The 17766-nt window shown below is 61.2% G+C and carries 11 protein-coding genes; 6 read left to right on the top strand and 5 right to left on the bottom strand.

Annotated elements, in window-relative coordinates; genetic code table 11:
* Positions 1-40: 40 nt before the first annotated feature.
* Positions 41-2860 (top strand): TonB-dependent receptor, encoded by a 2820-nt coding sequence (locus NW75_RS02995; RefSeq protein ID WP_137903194.1) that lies wholly within the window; start codon positions 41-43, stop codon positions 2858-2860.
* Between the two features lie 158 nt (positions 2861-3018).
* On the opposite strand, the gene NW75_RS02990 is transcribed toward NW75_RS02995, so the two are convergent.
* The 3 genes from NW75_RS02990 to NW75_RS24895 all read right to left on the bottom strand — a co-directional run bounded on the left by NW75_RS02990 (position 3019) and on the right by NW75_RS24895 (position 9166).
* Positions 3019-5907 (bottom strand): TonB-dependent receptor domain-containing protein, encoded by a 2889-nt coding sequence (locus tag NW75_RS02990; RefSeq protein ID WP_033963667.1) that lies wholly within the window; start codon positions 5905-5907, stop codon positions 3019-3021.
* Between the two features lie 341 nt (positions 5908-6248).
* Positions 6249-8981, bottom strand: a complete 2733-nt coding sequence (locus NW75_RS02985; protein WP_197057698.1) for a glycoside hydrolase family 31 protein — start codon at positions 8979-8981, stop codon at positions 6249-6251.
* Positions 8978-9166, bottom strand: a complete 189-nt coding sequence (locus NW75_RS24895; RefSeq protein ID WP_197057697.1) for a hypothetical protein — start codon at positions 9164-9166, stop codon at positions 8978-8980. Before NW75_RS24895 ends, NW75_RS02985 begins: the two co-directional genes overlap by 4 nt.
* Before the next feature lie 497 nt (positions 9167-9663).
* Here NW75_RS24895 and galA point away from each other — a divergent pair, with 497 nt between their 5' ends.
* From galA to NW75_RS02965, 4 genes are all read left to right on the top strand, one after another.
* Positions 9664-12159 (top strand): beta-galactosidase GalA, encoded by a 2496-nt coding sequence (gene galA / locus NW75_RS02980; RefSeq protein WP_231564921.1) that lies wholly within the window; start codon positions 9664-9666, stop codon positions 12157-12159.
* A gap of 303 nt (positions 12160-12462) precedes the next feature.
* Positions 12463-12723 carry a pentapeptide repeat-containing protein gene (locus NW75_RS02975; protein ID WP_171010598.1) on the top strand — a complete coding sequence of 87 codons (261 nt, stop codon included), beginning with the start codon at positions 12463-12465 and terminating at the stop codon, positions 12721-12723.
* Between the two features lie 768 nt (positions 12724-13491).
* The gene (locus tag NW75_RS02970; RefSeq protein ID WP_033963663.1) at positions 13492-14103 is read left to right on the top strand and encodes a response regulator transcription factor; all 612 of its coding nucleotides are present in this window, start codon (positions 13492-13494) and stop codon (positions 14101-14103) included.
* 143 nt (positions 14104-14246) lie between these two features.
* A complete protein-coding gene (locus NW75_RS02965) occupies positions 14247-14900 on the top strand; it encodes a PAS domain S-box protein (RefSeq protein WP_033963662.1) in 654 nt (217 codons plus the stop codon).
* Positions 14901-14927: 27 nt separating this feature from the next.
* Here NW75_RS02965 and NW75_RS22655 read toward each other — a convergent pair whose 3' ends face one another.
* Positions 14928-15659 carry an EAL domain-containing protein gene (locus NW75_RS22655; RefSeq protein ID WP_231564909.1) on the bottom strand — a complete coding sequence of 244 codons (732 nt, stop codon included), beginning with the start codon at positions 15657-15659 and terminating at the stop codon, positions 14928-14930.
* On the bottom strand, positions 15553-16989 hold the full coding sequence (locus NW75_RS22650) for a diguanylate cyclase domain-containing protein (RefSeq protein ID WP_052192083.1): 1437 nt from the start codon (positions 16987-16989) through the stop codon (positions 15553-15555). The genes NW75_RS22655 and NW75_RS22650 overlap by 107 nt, the downstream gene beginning before the upstream one ends.
* A 436-nt stretch (positions 16990-17425) precedes the next feature.
* On the opposite strand from NW75_RS22650, the gene NW75_RS25750 reads away from it, so the two are divergent.
* On the top strand, positions 17426-17755 hold the full coding sequence (locus NW75_RS25750) for a hypothetical protein (RefSeq protein WP_033963660.1): 330 nt from the start codon (positions 17426-17428) through the stop codon (positions 17753-17755).
* The last annotated feature ends 11 nt before the right edge of the window (positions 17756-17766 follow it).

Here is a 17766-nt window from a genome sequence, read left to right as displayed (position 1 = left end):
CGCAGCCTGCCCGACGGGGTTTTTCCTTTTGGGGGTCGCCGTGAAAAATTATCGCCTGACGTTGAAATCCATGTTGGTCGCATCGGTGTTTACGATGCCGATCGCCCTCCACGCCCAAACCACCAAGCCGACCGAGGCTGAGCCGGAGTCCGATACAACCAGCTCCAAAACGATCGTCGTCACCGGCAATCGCAAGGTCGCGCAGAGCCCGGCGCAAGAGCAGGTAGCGTCGCCCAACGCCATCGCGGTACTCTCCCCCGAAACGATCGAGCGCGCGCCCGATGTGAACATCGCTGAGGCGCTCGCACGTCTGCCGGGCGTATCCGTATTCAACGGCGGCCAGGGCAACACCAACAGCGTGTTCGTCGATATCGCCGGTCGCGGGCAGGGCAATTACGTCTCGCTGCGTGGCATGGCGGCTGAATATAACATCAACCTCATCAATGGCGTCGAAGGCGCGCAGGGTATGCCGTTCAGCCGGCAGGTGCCGCTCAACCTGCTGCCGCCCAGCGGCATGCACCGCGTGGTGGTCAACAAATCCTTCCTCGCCACGGAAGACGGCGGCGCGATTGGCGGCTCGATCGATTTCCGCACGCCGACCGCGGCGGATTTCGAGAACAGCTCCGCGTTCAACGTATCGGTGACCGGCCGCCTCAACACGCGCGCGCGGGACTATGGCCAGAAGGCCGATGGCGAAACCGCCTCGCTTGAATTCGCACATGGTTTTGGCGCGTCGAAGGCGTTCACCCTCTATGTCGGCGGCTATTATGACCGCTCCAACTTCACCAACACGATCATCGACGGTGTCTACCCGGCGGCGACCAACGGCCAATGGGCCTATGCCAGCCAGAATAAGGACGGCACCAGCGCCTCGGGTCTGTCGCCCGCGCAGAATCTTACTTCCACCGGTGTGAATGCCGGGTTCACCCAGGGCACCAACCAGCGCTACGGCGGCAGCATCTCGCTCGACTGGGCCCCGAGCGATACCCAAAGCTGGTATCTGCGTGGCACTTATGCCCAGAACGAGATCACGCAGAATTCCTATTACGCGCAGATTTACGGGGACAGCATCGGCCAGACCCAGATCGGCACCAGCGGCGTTTACGCGCCGAGCATCGGCGCGATCCGTCCGCGTTATTATTACACCACCTCACCCGAACAGGCGTTGCTGGCGACCGCGCAGTTCGGCGGCAAGATCACGTTCGGCCAACTGACGCTGCGGCCCAACATCTTCTTCAGCTATGGCGAATATAACGCACCCGACCACGCGGAAATTTCGGCACGCAAACCTAATAGCGGTACGGCTCTCCCGTATAGCGGCTCGACCATGTTCACCTACCAGAACGGGATTCCGCTGCTGATCGGATCGGCGGCGCAATATGCCTATATCAACGACATCGCCAATTATAACGCCCGTCGCTACGGCGATCTCTCGGCGGAATTTAGCAACCAGAGCAAATATGGCGCAAAATTCGATGCTGACGTCAATTTTGATGGCGACTTTCTCAAAACCATCAGCTTTGGTGCCAAATATCGCGATGCCTATCGCAAGCATACCTACAACGACTATTATACGCCGCGGGTCTACAACGCTGCTGGTGCCGAGATAAATTGGACCACTCTGGGGATCTTCGGCGGGAGCGTGCCATCGATCGTGCCGGGCGTTTACAATTTCGCGGCCCCGCTGATCGACCGCGCTGCATATGACCAGGTGTTCAACAAGGCGATCCTCGCGACCTACGGTTCGTTCGCAGCCGCAGACGACAGTTGCAATGATCCCAATCCGGCGATCAAGAACGTCAACAACCAAAATTGTAACACGCAGACCGGACATGAACGCATCACCTCGCTTTATGCGATGGGGACGTTTGAGGCCGGGAAGGCCGAAATTCTGGCGGGCCTGCGTTACGAGCATACCGGCATCACCAATACCTTCTGGGTGCTGCCCACCGACGGCACCGGTGCGGAGATCGCCGGCAATTTTGCATCGAGCAAAACAACCTACGACAAGGTTCTGCCGAGCTTCGCGGTCAATTATCGGCCCACCGGCAACAGCGTGTATCGTTTTTCGGTCTCGCGCTCCTATGTCGCCCCGTCCTTCTTCCAACTTGCCGGTGGTCAGCGCATCAACCGGTCGAGCGGGGGTGCCGAAGCGGGCGGAACCACCTCGATCACCATGGGCAACCCCAATCTGAAGGCGCTCGACGCCACCAACCTTGATGCCTCTGCGGAGTTCTTCAATACCAAGAGCTCTGCCTCGATCAGCGGCTTCTACAAGCACATCACCAATTTCACCTATTCGCGGGTGAACAGCTTCACCAACGTCACCAGCTCGAAGGAAAATGGCTCGACCACCATTTCGCAGCCGGTCAATGGCGGATCGGGCGACGTCTACGGGCTGGAACTCGCCGCCTCGACCATGCTCGGTGCCGCGCCCAGTATTCCGGGCAATTTCATCCTGTCGGGTAACGTCACCCTCGAAGGGTCCAGCGTCGACCCCAAGGGCGGCCTGTCGAGCAACGAACGTTTGCTCAACCAGCCCAACCTGACCGGCAACGCCCAATTGTCCTATGTGCTTGGCGGGTTCGAGGCCGATTTCTCGTATCGCTACATCGGCTCCTACGTGTATCAATATGCGGTACTTGACGGGAAGAGCGACCTGGACGGCTGGGTGCGGGCCAACAGCCAGCTCGATCTTCACGTCGCCTATCGCTATGGTCGCGCCAAGTTCGAAGCCGCGCTGTCGAATTTGACCAACCAGCGTAGCTATTATGCCACCATCGGTCGCTCCAGCTCAACCATCGGTTCGATCGTCGACTCCGGCCGTACTGCGACAGTAAAGGTCTCGTATCAGTTCTGAGGCGTTCACACCGACCGGCGCGCAGGGCCTGACAGGCCTTGCGCGCCGACCTTGATGCTGATCGGCGCGGTCACACGCCGTTGCAGATCGTTTCGTGGGGCTGTGCCTGCGCGGTGAAGAACACCGCGCAGGACTCATCGGCCAGGTGGCCGGTTGGCTCAGAAGCCGTATGACAGCCGCAAATAACCGAACTGTCCGGGCACATCGTAGGTCGTCGTGTCGAAGTTCGCGCCGTCGCAAGTGATGCAGACGGGCGGTTGCTTGTTGAAGACGTTGTTGACGCCTGCGACCAGCTTGAACTTTTGCATCCAGTCTGCCGACAGATACAGTTGCACATCGCCATAGAAAGTTGGCGTCATGCGGTGCTTGGTCGCATCGCTTTCGGTGACGGCGCTGATGTAGCGGCCGGTGAACGACGCCCCGAAATACGGCGTCGCGAAGTCGACCGTGCTGTTGAGCTTGAAGCGAGGAAAGGCCTGATCGACCGACAGGCAACGCTCGGTTCCGACGCATTTCTGCAAGCCGGTAGGCAGCAGCGCGTCATATTTCAGCAGATATGCGGCATTGACGCTGAGGCCAGCGGTGCCGCCGCGGAACCGCGGGGTGCGATAGAGCAAGGTGCCGTCGAGTCCGTTGGTCTTGATCGAGTTCAGGTTCTGCAGGACGGCACCGACCGATGCGATGGTGCCGACGGTCGTGCGCTTGATCAGCGCGCAGCTCGCGGCATCGGCGTTGAACGCACAGCGCGAGAGGATCAGCGATGCCGGTGCCGAGTCGATCGCGTTCTTCAGGCTGATCGCGTAATAATTGACCTCGAGGCTAAGCACGCTGGCCAAACCGCCACGTGCCCAGGACGGGCTGTAGACGCCCCCCGCAGTCCAGGTCTTCGCGGTTTCGGGCTTGAGGTTGATGTTGCCGCCCGAAAAGACGCCGATCTGGCCGGCCGGCTCGGCATAGCTGCCGTTCGCGGGCACCCCATTGGCGATGCAATTCGCCTTCACGGTCGCGTTCGTCTGGAACGAGCCGCCCAGGCCGCTGGTGCACGGATCCTGGATCGTCTGGTCGGACCGCGAGGCACCGGCGTGGAGTTCGCCGATGCTCGGCGCGCGCAGGCTCTCGGCATAGCCGCCGCGGAACAGCAGGTCGGAAACCGGCTTCCACAGCCCCGACGCGGTGAAGACCGTGTTGCCGCCAAAGGTCGAATAGTTCGAGTGGCGCACCGCGCCGTCGAATTCGAGTTTCTGGAAGAACGCCGTGTCGGTCAGGATCGGGACGCGAAGCTCGCCATAGATTTCGTTGACGTTGAAGCGGCCGCGGCTTGGCTGGGTCGGCACGTCGGCACCGAGCCCGGCGACGATGACGGGATCGGGGTCGTAGCTCGCCCCCTGATCGCGATGTTCATAGCCGATCGCCAGGCCGACATCGCCGGCGGGCAGTGTGAACAGCGAGCCCGACAGGTTGGCGCTGAAATCGTTGAGCTCCTGTTGGCTCTTGTCGCGCTCGTTGAAGGTCACGAAGGCGAGCATCGCCGGGGTGATCGAGCCCGCGCCGCCGACCGTCGCCCCGCCGAAGATGTTGAACGGCACGCACGCACCGGTGCATTGCGATACCGGCCCGAGCGCTTGTGCGAGCTTGGCGGCATTGACGTTGCCGGTGAAGAGCTGGTGCGCGTCGTTGAGGCCATAGACCGCGTTCGCATCCCAGAACCACTTATGGTCGCCGATGTGGAACGAGCCGTCGAGCGTCACCGTTCCCGAGAAGGTATCGACATCCTGCGTGAAGACGCGCTGGCCGCCCTCGACGAAGCGACGATTGATCGCGACGTAATTGGCGGGCACGCCCGACGGCGTGCCGTCGAGGTTGACGCCCGAGGACAGCGTGACGCCAAACGGATTGTAGGGATTGCTGGCATCGACCGAGATGCGGTCGAGCAAATTGCCGTTGCCCGCGCCCGGCCCGATCACAAGCGGCAGGAACGCCGCCTCGGTGGTCGAATGGCGGTGGTTATAGACCAGCTTCACCCGCATGTTCACGCTGTCGCCCAGCGCCTGCTTGAAGTTCAGGAATCCGCCGTAGCGCTCCGACGGTGTCAGCAGATAGTTGAACGGGGCGAAGTTGAAACGGTCGGCATCGGTGAAGGTCTTGAAATCGGCCAGCGTCGTGGTGCGCCCGACGACGGGTGCCTTGAGCGTCAGGTTCTGGCCCAGCACGCGGTAGCGCCCGAGCGGCGGCGAGCCGCTGCACCCGACACCACCGGTCGCGGCAAAGGCCGGATCCTGGCACGACACCGCCCCCGACGCCGGGAATTGCGAAATCGCCCGATTGCCGGTGCTGACCGCTTCCTGCTTGGTGTAATAGCCACCGAACACGACCGAGGTGCCGCTTTCGGGCTTCTGGATGCCGTAGCTGAGCTCGTAATTCTGGGTATGGCCGTCGCCCTGGCGGAAGGTGCCGAACTGGGCGTTGGCCTGCAGCCCCTTCTGCGCCTGCTTGGTGATGATGTTGACCACACCGGCCACCGCATCGGTGCCGTAGAGCGGCGACGCGCCCGATTGCAGCACTTCGATCCGTTCGATCGAGTTCATCGGGATCTCGTTGAGATCGACCGATGCCGGGATGCCACCCGCTGACGAACCGTTGACGTAGCGCAGGCCGTCGACCAGCACGAGCGTGCGCTTGGCACCGAGATAGCGCAGGTCGATTTCCGCCGCGCCCGAGCTCACGCCGGTGCCGTCGGGCGGACCACCGATATTGCCGGCATTGTTGACCTTGGTGTTGAGCCCCCCGCCGGCGCTCGGCAAGCGCTGCAGCACGTCGGCGACCGAGCTCAGGCCAGTGCGCGCGATCGCGGCCTGATCGACGGTGACGACCGGCTTGTCCTGGTCAAGCGGGCTGCGGCGAATGCGCGATCCGGTGACGACAATATCCTGGTCGGAGGCAGCCGCGCTCCCGGGCGCGATTTGCGCGGACGCTGGAGCGGTCGAAATGCCGGCCGCGAGCGCAACAATGGCGGCACCGAGATAGTAAGGCGAGATAGCTTTGAGCATGATTGTTTCCCCGTTTGTCGTCTTTGCGACATCCTCTCCGGGTTTATGACAGGATGGTGAAACAATCGGCACGGTTGCCGCAAGGGGCAATGAAAGCGACAGGTCGTTTCATTGGCAGTGTGGTTAATTTGTAACTATAAAAAAAACTCCCCGGAATTGGACCACTGATACCCGTTTTTAAGCGTTGGAATCGCTTGCAGGATTTCAAAACGGAGCGAGATTTGATTCAGCTTGTCGGCTCCCGGCAGGCCCGCGGGTATCGCGAGAGTGCGGTCGAGCGATCTTTGGGAACGCGCAACGTCCTGTTGCCGTGCGCCTTCCGGCACGGTTAGCGGGTTGCCTCAACCCGTGCGATCGAAATGGAGACTGACCGCACCTCCGTCATACCGGAGGGTTCGCGTATCCTCTTGCCCAGCCCTTTCGTCACCCCCGCGGTCGACGACGATGACCTTTAACGTCCGTTGCCGCACCATGCCGGGGAAGGCCCCGCGCCGCGCGCCGATCATCAGCGTCCGCTTGGCGTCGTCCCACACCAGATCATATTGCGCCGACTGCCCTTTCTCATAGGCATAGGTCTCGTTGTCGTCTTCATAGAGCGTGAAGCGACCGTCCGCTCCCGGATAGACGCGGATCTCATAAGGGGCATCGGGCCGCTCGGTCGCATATTGCAGCACGGGCCCCATCGGGACGATCGCCCCGGCGCGGACATAGAGGGGAATTACGTCGAGCGGCGCTTCGCGGGCAGCGGTCACGCCGCCGGGGTAGCGCTGGTTGGTCCAGAAATCATACCAGTCGTTCCCGCGCGGCAGGTAGGTCCGCATGGTCAGGTCGCGCGGCGCACTCAGGATCGCGGCATCCCGCTTCAGCTCGCTCGGGGTGCGCCAGATAAAACGGAAGACGCGCCCGCCCTCGGGGTGGAAGAATTCAAGCCGCACCGGCAGCCGTTCGCCTTGCTTGAGCGTGTAGCGCACCACGCGCGAGCGCGTGGCACTGCGCTTCCAGTCGTCGATCGCCAGCTTGCCGCCAAGGAATAGCCGCATACCATCGTTGCCGGTCACCCCGATCTCATACTCGCCATCTTCAGGCGCGATCAACTCGCCCTGCCAGCGTGCGGAGAAGTGGCTAAGCGAGGTCAGGCCCGGCGGCAGTTCGGCAAGCGGCGGATCGGGCCAGGTGTGGTCGATCTTCGCATCGGACACCACGCCGCCCGCCTTTTCGAAATCCTCGCCGACGAAATATTGCACACTCAACCCGGCTTTCCCGTCGGCAGTGCGCAAGCACTCGGTCGGCACGGTGCCCGCTTCCGAGGGCAGGATATTGTACATCGCCCGCGTCACCGGATGGACGAGAAACGCCGATCCGAACATGAAGCTGTCATTGATGTTGCGCGTCGCGGCATCGTCCGGAAAGTCCATCGGCAGCGCGCGCATCAGCGTATAGCCAGCGGACGTCACCTGTGCGCTCAGGCTGTAGATATAGGGCAGCAATTGATAGCGCAGATGCACGCTGTCGAGCAGGGTCTTGTACACCGCCGGATCGAGCGTCTTGAAGATATATGGCTCGCGTTCGACGTTGGTGCCGTGCACGCGCATGATCGGGTTGAAGGTCGCATATTGGAACCAGCGCGCGAACAGTTCGCGCCATGCCGGGTTCTTCTCGCCACCGGGAAAATCGCTGACGAAGAACCCGCCAGTGTCCTGCGTCCAATACGGATTGCCGGTGATCGTGACGTTGAGACCGCCCGACACCTGCTGTGCGAACGTCTTCCAATTGGCATAGATGTCGCCCGACCAGGATGCCGCCGCCGTGCGTTGTGCCCCCGCCCAGGCCGAACGCGTCAGCGTGAAGACGCGCTTGTCGCCGGTCGCGCGCTCGCCGTCATAGGTGCCTTGCGTGGTCAGCAGCGAATAGGGGTTCAGATAGCGCGTAAAATCGCCCATCGCATTGCGGCCGAGCGCCTTGGTGTCGCGGACATTGTCGACCGGATTCCACATCGCCGAGCTGACCTCGACCTCGGTGCCGTCCATCCACAGCGCATCGACGCCTTTGTCGAGCAGGCCTGACTTGACGTATTTGAAATAGATCTGGCGGCCCCTCGGGCTGTACGCGTCGTAGACGCGCGCGTGCTTCGAGATCCAGTGTTCCGGTGCAAACCGCAGATCATACCGATCGAGATCGTGCGCGAGCGCGGTGTCGTCGCCGACCGATGGCCAGATCGACACCATCAATTTCATGTGCAGATCATGAATTTCCCGGCTCATCGCCACCGGGTCGGGATAGCGCTTCGGGTCCCAGATCATGCCCGACCAGCTTCCGTCCTTGTCGCTGCCCCAATATTGCCAGTCCTGCACGATGTAATCGAGTGGAAAGCCTTCCTTGCGGAACGCCCGCGCGACATCGACGATGCGCTCTTGCGTCGGGTAGCGCTCCTTGCTCATGAACAGCCCGAACGCCTGTTTGGGGAACATCGGCGCATCGCCGGTCAACCAGCGATAGGCACCGACGACCCCGTCCATCGTGTCGCCGGCCATGAAGTAATAATCGACGCCGCCCGGCGCGCTTTCCGCCCATAACCGCGCGCCATCGGCATCATCCTTGAAGCGCATCTGCGAATAGGTGTCCCACAGCACGCCGTACCGCTCGGTCGAGACCATCACCGGGATGATGATGCCGACATTGGTCTGGACGAGGAGCAGATCCTTGCCGCGCCGGTTGATCTCGTCGTCACTGGTGAAGCCGAAGCCGTAAATGCCTTCATCGGGCTTGAGCGTGAAACGATTTTCCACCTCATAGGTCGGGGCGTTGGAAATGATCCGCTTGTCGATCGATTGCGGCGCGTCGTCCTTCTCCCGCGTCAGCAAGCGACCCGAAGGGTCATAATAGCGCACCGCGCCGGTGTGCGTGTCGATCGCAACGCGCAGCTTTTGCCCGACGAGCTCCAGCGTGTCAGCGCTTTCGCGCAGCGTGAACGGCACCGCGCCGGGCTCGCGGATCACGACGAGGCTGCGCTGCGTCCAATAGGATTGGCCGAGATTGGCGTTCACCCGCACCACGCCCGGTGCGTAGAAAATCACCGATTTGGTGACGCGCCCAGCATGAACTGCACGCCGCCGCGCAGCCGCCGATAGTGGAACGCCGCGTCCGATGCCGGTGCCGCCAACTGCATCTGCCCGAGCGGGTCGAGGCCAGTCGGTGCCGCCACCGACTGCGCGAGCGCCGGGCTTGCCGCCAGAACGGCGGCAGGGATCGGCACGGACATCGGCAGTAGTACGGTCGCGAATAGTCGGTGTAATGATCGCATGGCAGATCTATCTCCCGGAAGTACCATAGCTCGGGGTATAACCCTCACGACCGCGCCCTGCGTTTTTGCTGGCGCAACGCGTGGAACCGCCGTCGGAGCAGCATGGCAGGGGAGCAGTGCCGCACAGCCCACCACGCTCGACAGTGTCCGCATCATCCCTCCCCCCGCCGCTCGCCCGGCATTTGGTGTTGAGGGCAGCCTACGCATCCAGAGTCAATACTCCTACAAGAAAAGCACATCATTCCACTGCTGCGGCTTCGCGCACCGACACGTTTGCCTGCCTTTACGAGGCGACAGATCTGGCGGTTCTCGCCTGGTTGCCCTACGCTTTCTCATCTGGCGCGACGTGGGACGCTTTAACGGCGCGACCTTCGCAATGGACGCAAAGCTACGGGCGCGGAGAAATTCTGATGCATGATCGCTCTCGTCGAGAAGTTATAGGAGACGGTTTGGTGATGTCGGCAGCCGCGCTGCTGCCAACCGCCAGCATGGCTGCGCCTGTCCCCACGACCGCATCCAAGCAGCGCCCGAACACGGGGATATCGCCGCGCGAAGAGTCCCTGTTCGACTTTGGCTGGCGCTTTGCATTCGGCCATGCGAGCGATCCCGCCAAGGATTTCGGCTATGGCGCGGGACAGGCCGACTTCGCCAAGACCGGCGATTTCAAGATTGCCAAGGCCGCCTATGATGACGGTGGCTGGCGCATGATCGACCTGCCGCACGATTGGGCGGTCGAATTGCCCTTCGTCAACGACGAGGGCGGCGAGGGCGACAGCAAGCTGCGCTCGCACGGCTATAAACCGCTCGGTCGGCGCTATCCCGAGACCAGCGTCGGCTGGTATCGTCGCCTGTTCGACGTGGCCGAAAGCGATCGAGGCCGACGCATCTGGATCGAGTTCGATGGCGCGCTGCGCGACGCGATCGTCCTGGTCAACGGGTGCTTCATCGGCCGCAACGATAATGGTTATGCGCCGTTCCGTTTCGATCTGACCGATTTCCTCGTCTATGGCGGCAGCAATTGCGTCGTGGTGCGCGTCGACGCGAGCTTCGGCGATGGCTGGTTCTATGAAGGAGCCGGGATCTACCGGCACGTCTGGCTGCGCAAAATCGACCCGCTCCATCTCGGCAAATGGGACAGCGTCGTACGCGCAACGCCAAATGGTGACGGTGCCGCGCTCGAACTGGCGACGGTCGTGGAGAATGAGGGCGAGCAGGCGACCGCCACCGCGGTCGAATGGACGATCCTCGATGCAGCCGGCCAGACGGTCGCGACGGCGACAACGCCGGTGCAGCACATCGCTGCAGGCACCTCAGCCCTTTTCACCGCCAGCGCGACGATCGCGATCGCGCAGCGCTGGGCACCCGGCCAGCCCTATCTCTATTCGGCCGTCGTAAAAGTGCTGAGCGGTGCAGCGGTGCGCGATGCCGAGCGGCTGACCTTCGGCGTGCGGAGCGCGCGCTTCACGGCCGACCGCGGTTTCTTCCTCAACGACCGCCCGCTCAAGATCCAAGGCACCTGCAACCATCACGACCATGCCGGCGTCGGCGCGGCATTGCCCGATCGATTACAGGCCTTTCGCCTGTCCGTCCTGCAGGAGATGGGATGCAATGCGGTGCGTACCTCGCACAACATGCCGACACCCGAATGGGTCGAGGCGTGCGACCGCATGGGCGTCATGCTGATGTGCGAGACGCGCCAGATGAGCTCCAATGCCGAAGGAATGCAGGAGCTCGAAATGATGGTGAAGCGCTACCGCAATTCACCCTCGATCATCATCTGGTCGATCGGCAATGAGGAATGGCTGCTGCAATCGGGCGACATGGCCAAGCAAGGCAGCGCCATCGCCGCAGCGATGGTGCGGCGCTGCCATGCGCTGGACCCGACGCGGGTCGTATCGGCTGCGGTCAACGGCAATAACGAGCAAGGCGTGTCCGACCCGCTCGACATCATCGGCTTCAACTACAATCTCAAGCTGCCCGACGAATTCCATCGCAAGCATCCGACCCGACCGGTGTTCGGCTCGGAGACGTCGAGCGCGATCTCGACGCGCGGGGAATATAGCAGCGACCCGGCGCGGAACACCGTCAACAGCTATGACGGCGTGGTCCCCTGGGGCGAAACGCCCGAACAATGGTGGGGCGTTTACGGCGCGCGCGAGTGGCTGGCGGGCGGCTTCGCCTGGACCGGTTTCGATTACCGCGGCGAGCCGACCCCGTATGGATGGCCGTCGATCAGTTCGCAATTCGGCATCGTCGACATGTGCGGCTTTCCGAAGGATTATTTCCATTACTACAAGGCATGGTGGCGTCCGGAGCCGGCGCTCCACCTTTTCCCGCACTGGAACTGGACGGGCCGCGAGGGGGATGAACTCGCCATCTGGGTCTATTCCAACCTTGATGAGGTCGAACTGCTGGTCAATGGTCGCAGCCTCGGCAGCCAGACGGTACCGCACCTCGGGCACGTCGCGTGGAAAGCCATATATCAGCCCGGCGTGATCGAGGCGCGCGGGCGGCGTGGGGGGCGCGTCGTGATGACGCAGCGGCGCGAGACAACCGGCCCGGCGCGGTCACTGCGCCTGACCGCCGACCGGCTGACGATCGATGCCGATGGCGAGGACGTCGCGCTGATAAAGATCGAAGCGCTCGATGCGCGCGGGCGTCCGGTGCCAACCGCCAGTCAGAAACTCGGCTTCCGCGTGTCCGGAGCGGGCAAGCTGATCGGCGTCGGCAACGGCAATCCCAATTGCCTGGAGAGCGACAAGGGGAGCGAGCGGTCGCTGTTCAACGGACTGGCACAAGTGATCGTCCAGTCGAGCAAACGCAGCGGCGCGATTCTGATCGAGGCAGCGGAAAGCGGAGCGCTGGGCATGCCGCTGGTCCCCGCAACACTGACCGTTCAGGCGCAGAAAGCGCCGCTTCGTTCAGCAGTAGCGGCTTCCCGCAAGACGTAGCAGGAGATACTGGCATGGCTGCGTTGGGCGTGCGCAGCATTGCGCAATGGCGCAACGTGCCGGGTCGAGTGCCAAGCGTCGGATCACGCCCAATAGCGGACATTCGATTTAGCTACACGCAACATCGCAGTGCGATGGATCGCGCGCAAAGGCGGGTTGGAGGGGCGGGCAAAGCAGCATATAGCTGCGGGCATGATAGTCGTGCACGAAGATATAACACAGTCGGAGCTACTGTGTAGATATGCCTCGGGGCAGAGGCGTTTCCACAACTTAGATATTGGCGATGATGGATCGGACGCTCTCGTGGGCGCAATTCTTGACGATATTGAGATTATTGACTGTTTTGTAACGGCGTCGTTCCGCAACGCTTCTCTGAAGAACGCTGTCGTCCACGCGAACGTGAAAACTTGCGACTTTACCGACGCTGATCTTTCCGGGTCTGACTTTCGGGGATCGGCACTTTGCGCGACAATTTTCACTGGCGCGAAGATGGAAGGTGCCGACTTCACCGATGCTTACAACCATGGCTATGAACTGGCGGCAGGCGAAAAACCCCACTGGTGACCCGCTTCGGCAGAGGCGCGGCCAACGACAGCTTTCCACCCAAGGCGTCAGGTCACCCGTATATCGCCCGACGAACGAAGGGCTGTTTCTGGGCAGTCACATTGCGATACCCAACCCCCTGCTACGCCCGTGCCCGATCATATCGGCAAGTGACTGGCCAGCGCTTCGGTTTGGCATCCCGGGCAAGCCAAACCCACCCTTCAGAACGGGATCATGCCTCCCAAGCCGCAAGGACAAACTTCCCAATCTGGCGCGGTGGTCCTGCAGCTCCGCGTCCGGAAATCAACGAACGCGGTCGTGGAAGGAACGGCCTGCCCAGTTAACCGGCGGGGCCACTGGCTATGCTTGAACGGTGAGATCACCCTCCGCGGGAGCAGTTTTATCCTTAAAGTAAATCCCATTTTTGGCCAACGGCATCATCCATTTTTGCTATGGAAAGCGTTTTTTTTAGGTGTAATAGTGAAATGTGGTTTTACGAGAAGTGTCCTCGGTCCGTGCATTTCACCGACGTAAACGCCGGGTCGAATCTGTTGTACCTTTATCACGCTCAGATCGAACATTTTACGGCGTGGGAGACGTCAAAATCTCCAATGTGCATTTGCACAATATTGCTGCACCGCAAGATAGATCGCTCTCGATCAATCACGTTTATTTCGGAGAGTTTGTTTCTTCTGACTGCCCGGCACAAGGCGTGATCCGCGCGCCGCCGTTCCCACGTGGGGATAAAGGGCTTCAGGAAACAGTTTCGCCACGGCCAGCGGGGTAGCCATGTTAAAACAGATTTATATCGTCGATGACGACGAACCGGTGCGTAAATCGCTGCAATCCTTGCTCAACATGCGCTCTGAATTCATCATCAGCACCTTCAGTTCGGGCGACGAATTTCTGGCGGCGGCACAAACCCTCGAACCCGGAGTCGTGCTGCTCGATGTGCATATGACCGGCGCGTCCGGGATCGACGTACTGACCGCCATTAGCGCGCGCGATTTGCCCCTGATTTGCGTCATTATCACTGGGCATGGCAATATCAGCATGGCCGTTGAGGCGATGAAAGCCGGCGCAATCGATTTTCTGGAAAAACCGTATGATCACGGTTCGCTGATCACCACCATCGAGCGTGCTTATGATCGCTTGCAAAAGGTCGAAGCGGACGCGGCACGCGTCCTTGCCGCACAGCAATCGATCGCGCGCCTGGCCCCGCGCGAAGTCGATGTTTTGATGGGTTTGATCGCGGGGAAGGTCAACAAGGTCATCGCGCACGAACTCGACATCAGCCCGCGCACGGTCAAGGTCTATCGCGCCAACTTGATGACCAAGCTCCACGTCCGGTCCCTACCCGACGCGCTGCGCATCGCTTTTGCAGCCGGGCTCGTGGATTGACCCGCCCGCGCATTGTTTGAATTGCGGGGGCCTCGGCTCAAGGGTCGCAAAATCGCGCCTATCGGTGCGGTGTCATCTGTTCCAGACACACGCTCCAATATGATGTATGGTGCGCTGCATCGCGGAGCTATAAGCGACCGGTGATGAACGGCGCACGAGAATCGGATAAGCCCATGGGTGGCGATCATGCGATCGCGCGATCCATCCTGGCCATTGTCCCTTTTCCGATGATGGTGATCGACGATTGCGGAATCCTGCGATCGTCCAATCATCATGCCGAGATTTTGTTCGGCTTTGACGGCAAGACCGCGCCGGGCCAGAACATCAACGAATTGATACCCCAACTATATCATCATATCCACGATAGGACCATCGCGGAGTATGCGGGAAGCCTGGACGGCGAACGAGTCGCGCAAAGTCGGGTCTTCATGGCGCGCCACCGCGACGGTTATGAAATTCCGGTCGCCGCGCTGGTGAGTAAGGTGGTCATTGAAGGGCAACGGGTGTTTGCCTGCTCTTTGCAAACCCTTTCGGATTGGCTTGGCAACGGCGCACATGCCGCGCAGGCGAGCGAGCGTGATGCGAACGCGATTGGATCGGACGACACCGTCGCGCTTCTGGTGCATGAACTGAACCAACCGATGACCGCGATGACCAATTTTCTAGCCGCTGCCCAAATCGCGCTGATGGCGGGTTCTTCGCCCGAGACGATCACCGGGTTCGTAAAGGATGCCAGCGCTCAATCCTTGCGCGCGCGGGACCTGCTGCAACGCCTGCGCACAATCTTCGAAGACTGAATCTGCGGTCGGCGACGGCGTTCAGGGCTATAACTGGGCCACGCGAAGCGGGGACCGTGGAGCACCTTTCAGCCCGCGCGCGCCGGTGGAGATCAGGGCCTTCGCCTTTCCGGCCGGCATGCCCTTCCCAAACAGATAGCCTTGGCCAAAATCGCATCCCCATTCCGACAGATGCGCCCACTGGCTCATCTCCTCAATGCCCTCGGCGGTGATCGCCAGATCAAGGCTTTTCCCGAGCGTAATCATGGCGCGCACGATTCCCTCGTTTTTGCTGCCTCGGTCGAGCCCGCGCAGGAAGGACCGATCGATCTTGATCTTGTCCAACTTGAATTCGCGCAGATGGTTCAAACTGGCATAACCGGTCCCGAAATCGTCAAGCGCGATGCGGATGCCGTGCTTCTGGAGGCGGCTCAATACCTTCTTGGTCGCACCAAAGTCCGTGATAAGGGCATTTTCGGTGATTTCCACTTCGATCCGCTGCGGTGCGATGCCGTAGCGATCCAGGATGGCAATCAGTCGCGACGCAATCTGCGGATCGCGCAACTGACTCGGCGCCAAGTTAATGGAAAAGGTCAGCGTGTCGGGCCATTCCCGAATTTCCCGGCAAACCCGTTCCAACAAACGATAGGTAAGGTCGGTCAGCACGCCGATTTCATCCGCCACCGGAATGAACGCATCGGGCATAACCACTCCACAATCGGGATGGATCCAACGCGCCAACACCTCGAAACCAACCAGCCCGCCTCCATCTATAGCCACAAGAGGCTGATAGTAAGGGACAATTTCTCCGGCGACAACCGCACGCCGGACGTCGATGTGCATCGCGGCCCGTGCCTGGACATTGTCTTCGATCGACGGATCGAAAAAAACGATAGCGTCCTTGGCCACCGGTCTTGGCTTGATACATTGCCAGATCGGCAGCTCGCAGCAGCGCGGCCGGGCTTGTCCCATCGTGCGGAAAGAGCGCGATGCCGATCGCCGCGCCCACCTCGACCACGGCATCTTCCAGTTGAATCGGGCGGGAAATGATGACGCTGAGCAATTGGGCAACGCGCGCGGCATGGCTGCGATCGTTCGAAGAGGGGAACACTACCGCAAATTCGTCTCCGCCAAGCCGGGCGACCGTTCCCAGTTCATCGCGGTGGGCAATGAAACGTTGCGCGAGCTCGCTCAGCACGAGGTCGCCGGCATCATGCCCATAGATATCGTTCACTGGTTTGAAGCGGTCCAGATCGATCATCATTACGGCTGCGGGATGCTCTGCGTTCGCAGTGATGCGCCCAAGAACTTCCGTAAAGAAGCGCCGATTGGGCAGACCGGTCAACGAGTCGTGCCGCGCCAATCGCTCGGCGCGGGCTTGGGCCTCCAGGGTCCGCTCATGCTCCGCCTCGATCAGCCGAGCCTGGGCGCGGAACACATCCAGCGCCCGCACCATCGCGCCGATCTCGTCACGCCGCTCGCCGCCAACCAGCACGACGTCGGTTTTGCCCGACGCCAGTGCCGTCAGCGACTTGGTAATGTCGACCAACGGTCGCACCACCCGGCGGTGAATAAAGATTTGAACCAGGAAGCGGGCCAGGAAACCAACGGCCGAAAACGACAGTACAAACACCGCGACGAAGTGCGCCACCCCGGTCGCCATTTGCCCGGATCGATCGGCATTGGCACGAAACTGGCCGGCCAAAAAATCCGCCTGCCGGTCAAAATCGAGGTATTTCTTCTGTAGCTCCCCGCGGAAAAGGGCAAGCGCGTCAGCGGCATGCCCATCCCCGTCCATAGCGATCATTCGCTGCTGCGCCTTTTGATATGAGTCCCAATCCTTCTCCATGGCATCGACCATCGGCCTGAGTGGACCGGGCGGCGTCAGGGCGCATAAGCGCGCCAGCTCGACGGTTAGCGCGCCGGTGCGCTTCGCCAACAGCGCGCGCGCAGCCTGCCCGTCCTCAAGCAGCAACGAAGCCTGCGCCACGCGATTTTCGGAAATCAGATCAGCGACTTCCATCACCGCTGAAACACGGCGGATGTCCTCGAGGTTCTGCTCCATCGCCACGCTGGTCTGGTGCATCCCGCCAACGACCAGCGCCGCCACCGCAAAAACAGCGCGGCACCGAGCACCTGCAGCCGTGCAATCCTGGTTCCGATATTGGTCATGCTCATATCCCGCGCGGTGACACGGCGCGCGAAGGCGACGCAGCCATCCGCAAGGTTCCGGGCCAGATCCCTAGCCTTCATCATAGAGGATTTTTGCGGGAGAGGCCGTCGTTCGGTGCCCGTGCGACCATCATCTCTTGGGATGGTTGCCGCTCCCGCAAACGCGCATTGGCGATTCCCGCTACATTCGCGGCGTGTCGCATTCAGCGACCGCAGGGACGCCCACCCCGCCCTTTTCCCGCCGCCTGGTCCGTGCCGCTGCGAAGAGCCACGTGCCCAATTTGCACAGGACGACGCCAAGTTCCGCACCAATATCCTATAATGATCTGGAAACGAATAATTGCCCCTGTCCACGCTCACTCCAGGAGAGCCCCATGCGCTTTCTCGACAATATGAAAATTGCCCCCAAGATCATTTCCCTCCTTCTTTTTCTCGGCGCGATCACCGGAACGATCGCGTACCTCGGCATATCCTCGCTATTGCGCGCCGATGCAGCCTATTCCGATGTTATCGCAAATGATTTGCCTGTCCCGACATTGCTCGCCCGCGTGGTTCGCCGCGCGAACGAGATGGATCTGTTCGCCTACCAGGCTATGGCCTACGACGCGTCGACGGAGATGGCGCAGACAGCACCTGCTCGACAGGACGCATCCTACAAGTCCGCGCTTGATCTACTCAAGCAGGCCAATGAAAAAACTTCCTAGATACTCAGCGG

This window comes from Sphingomonas sp. Ant H11 (assembly GCF_000797515.1).
Lineage (GTDB): Bacteria > Pseudomonadota > Alphaproteobacteria > Sphingomonadales > Sphingomonadaceae > Sphingomonas.
This window is presented reverse-complemented; position numbering and strand designations above follow the sequence as displayed.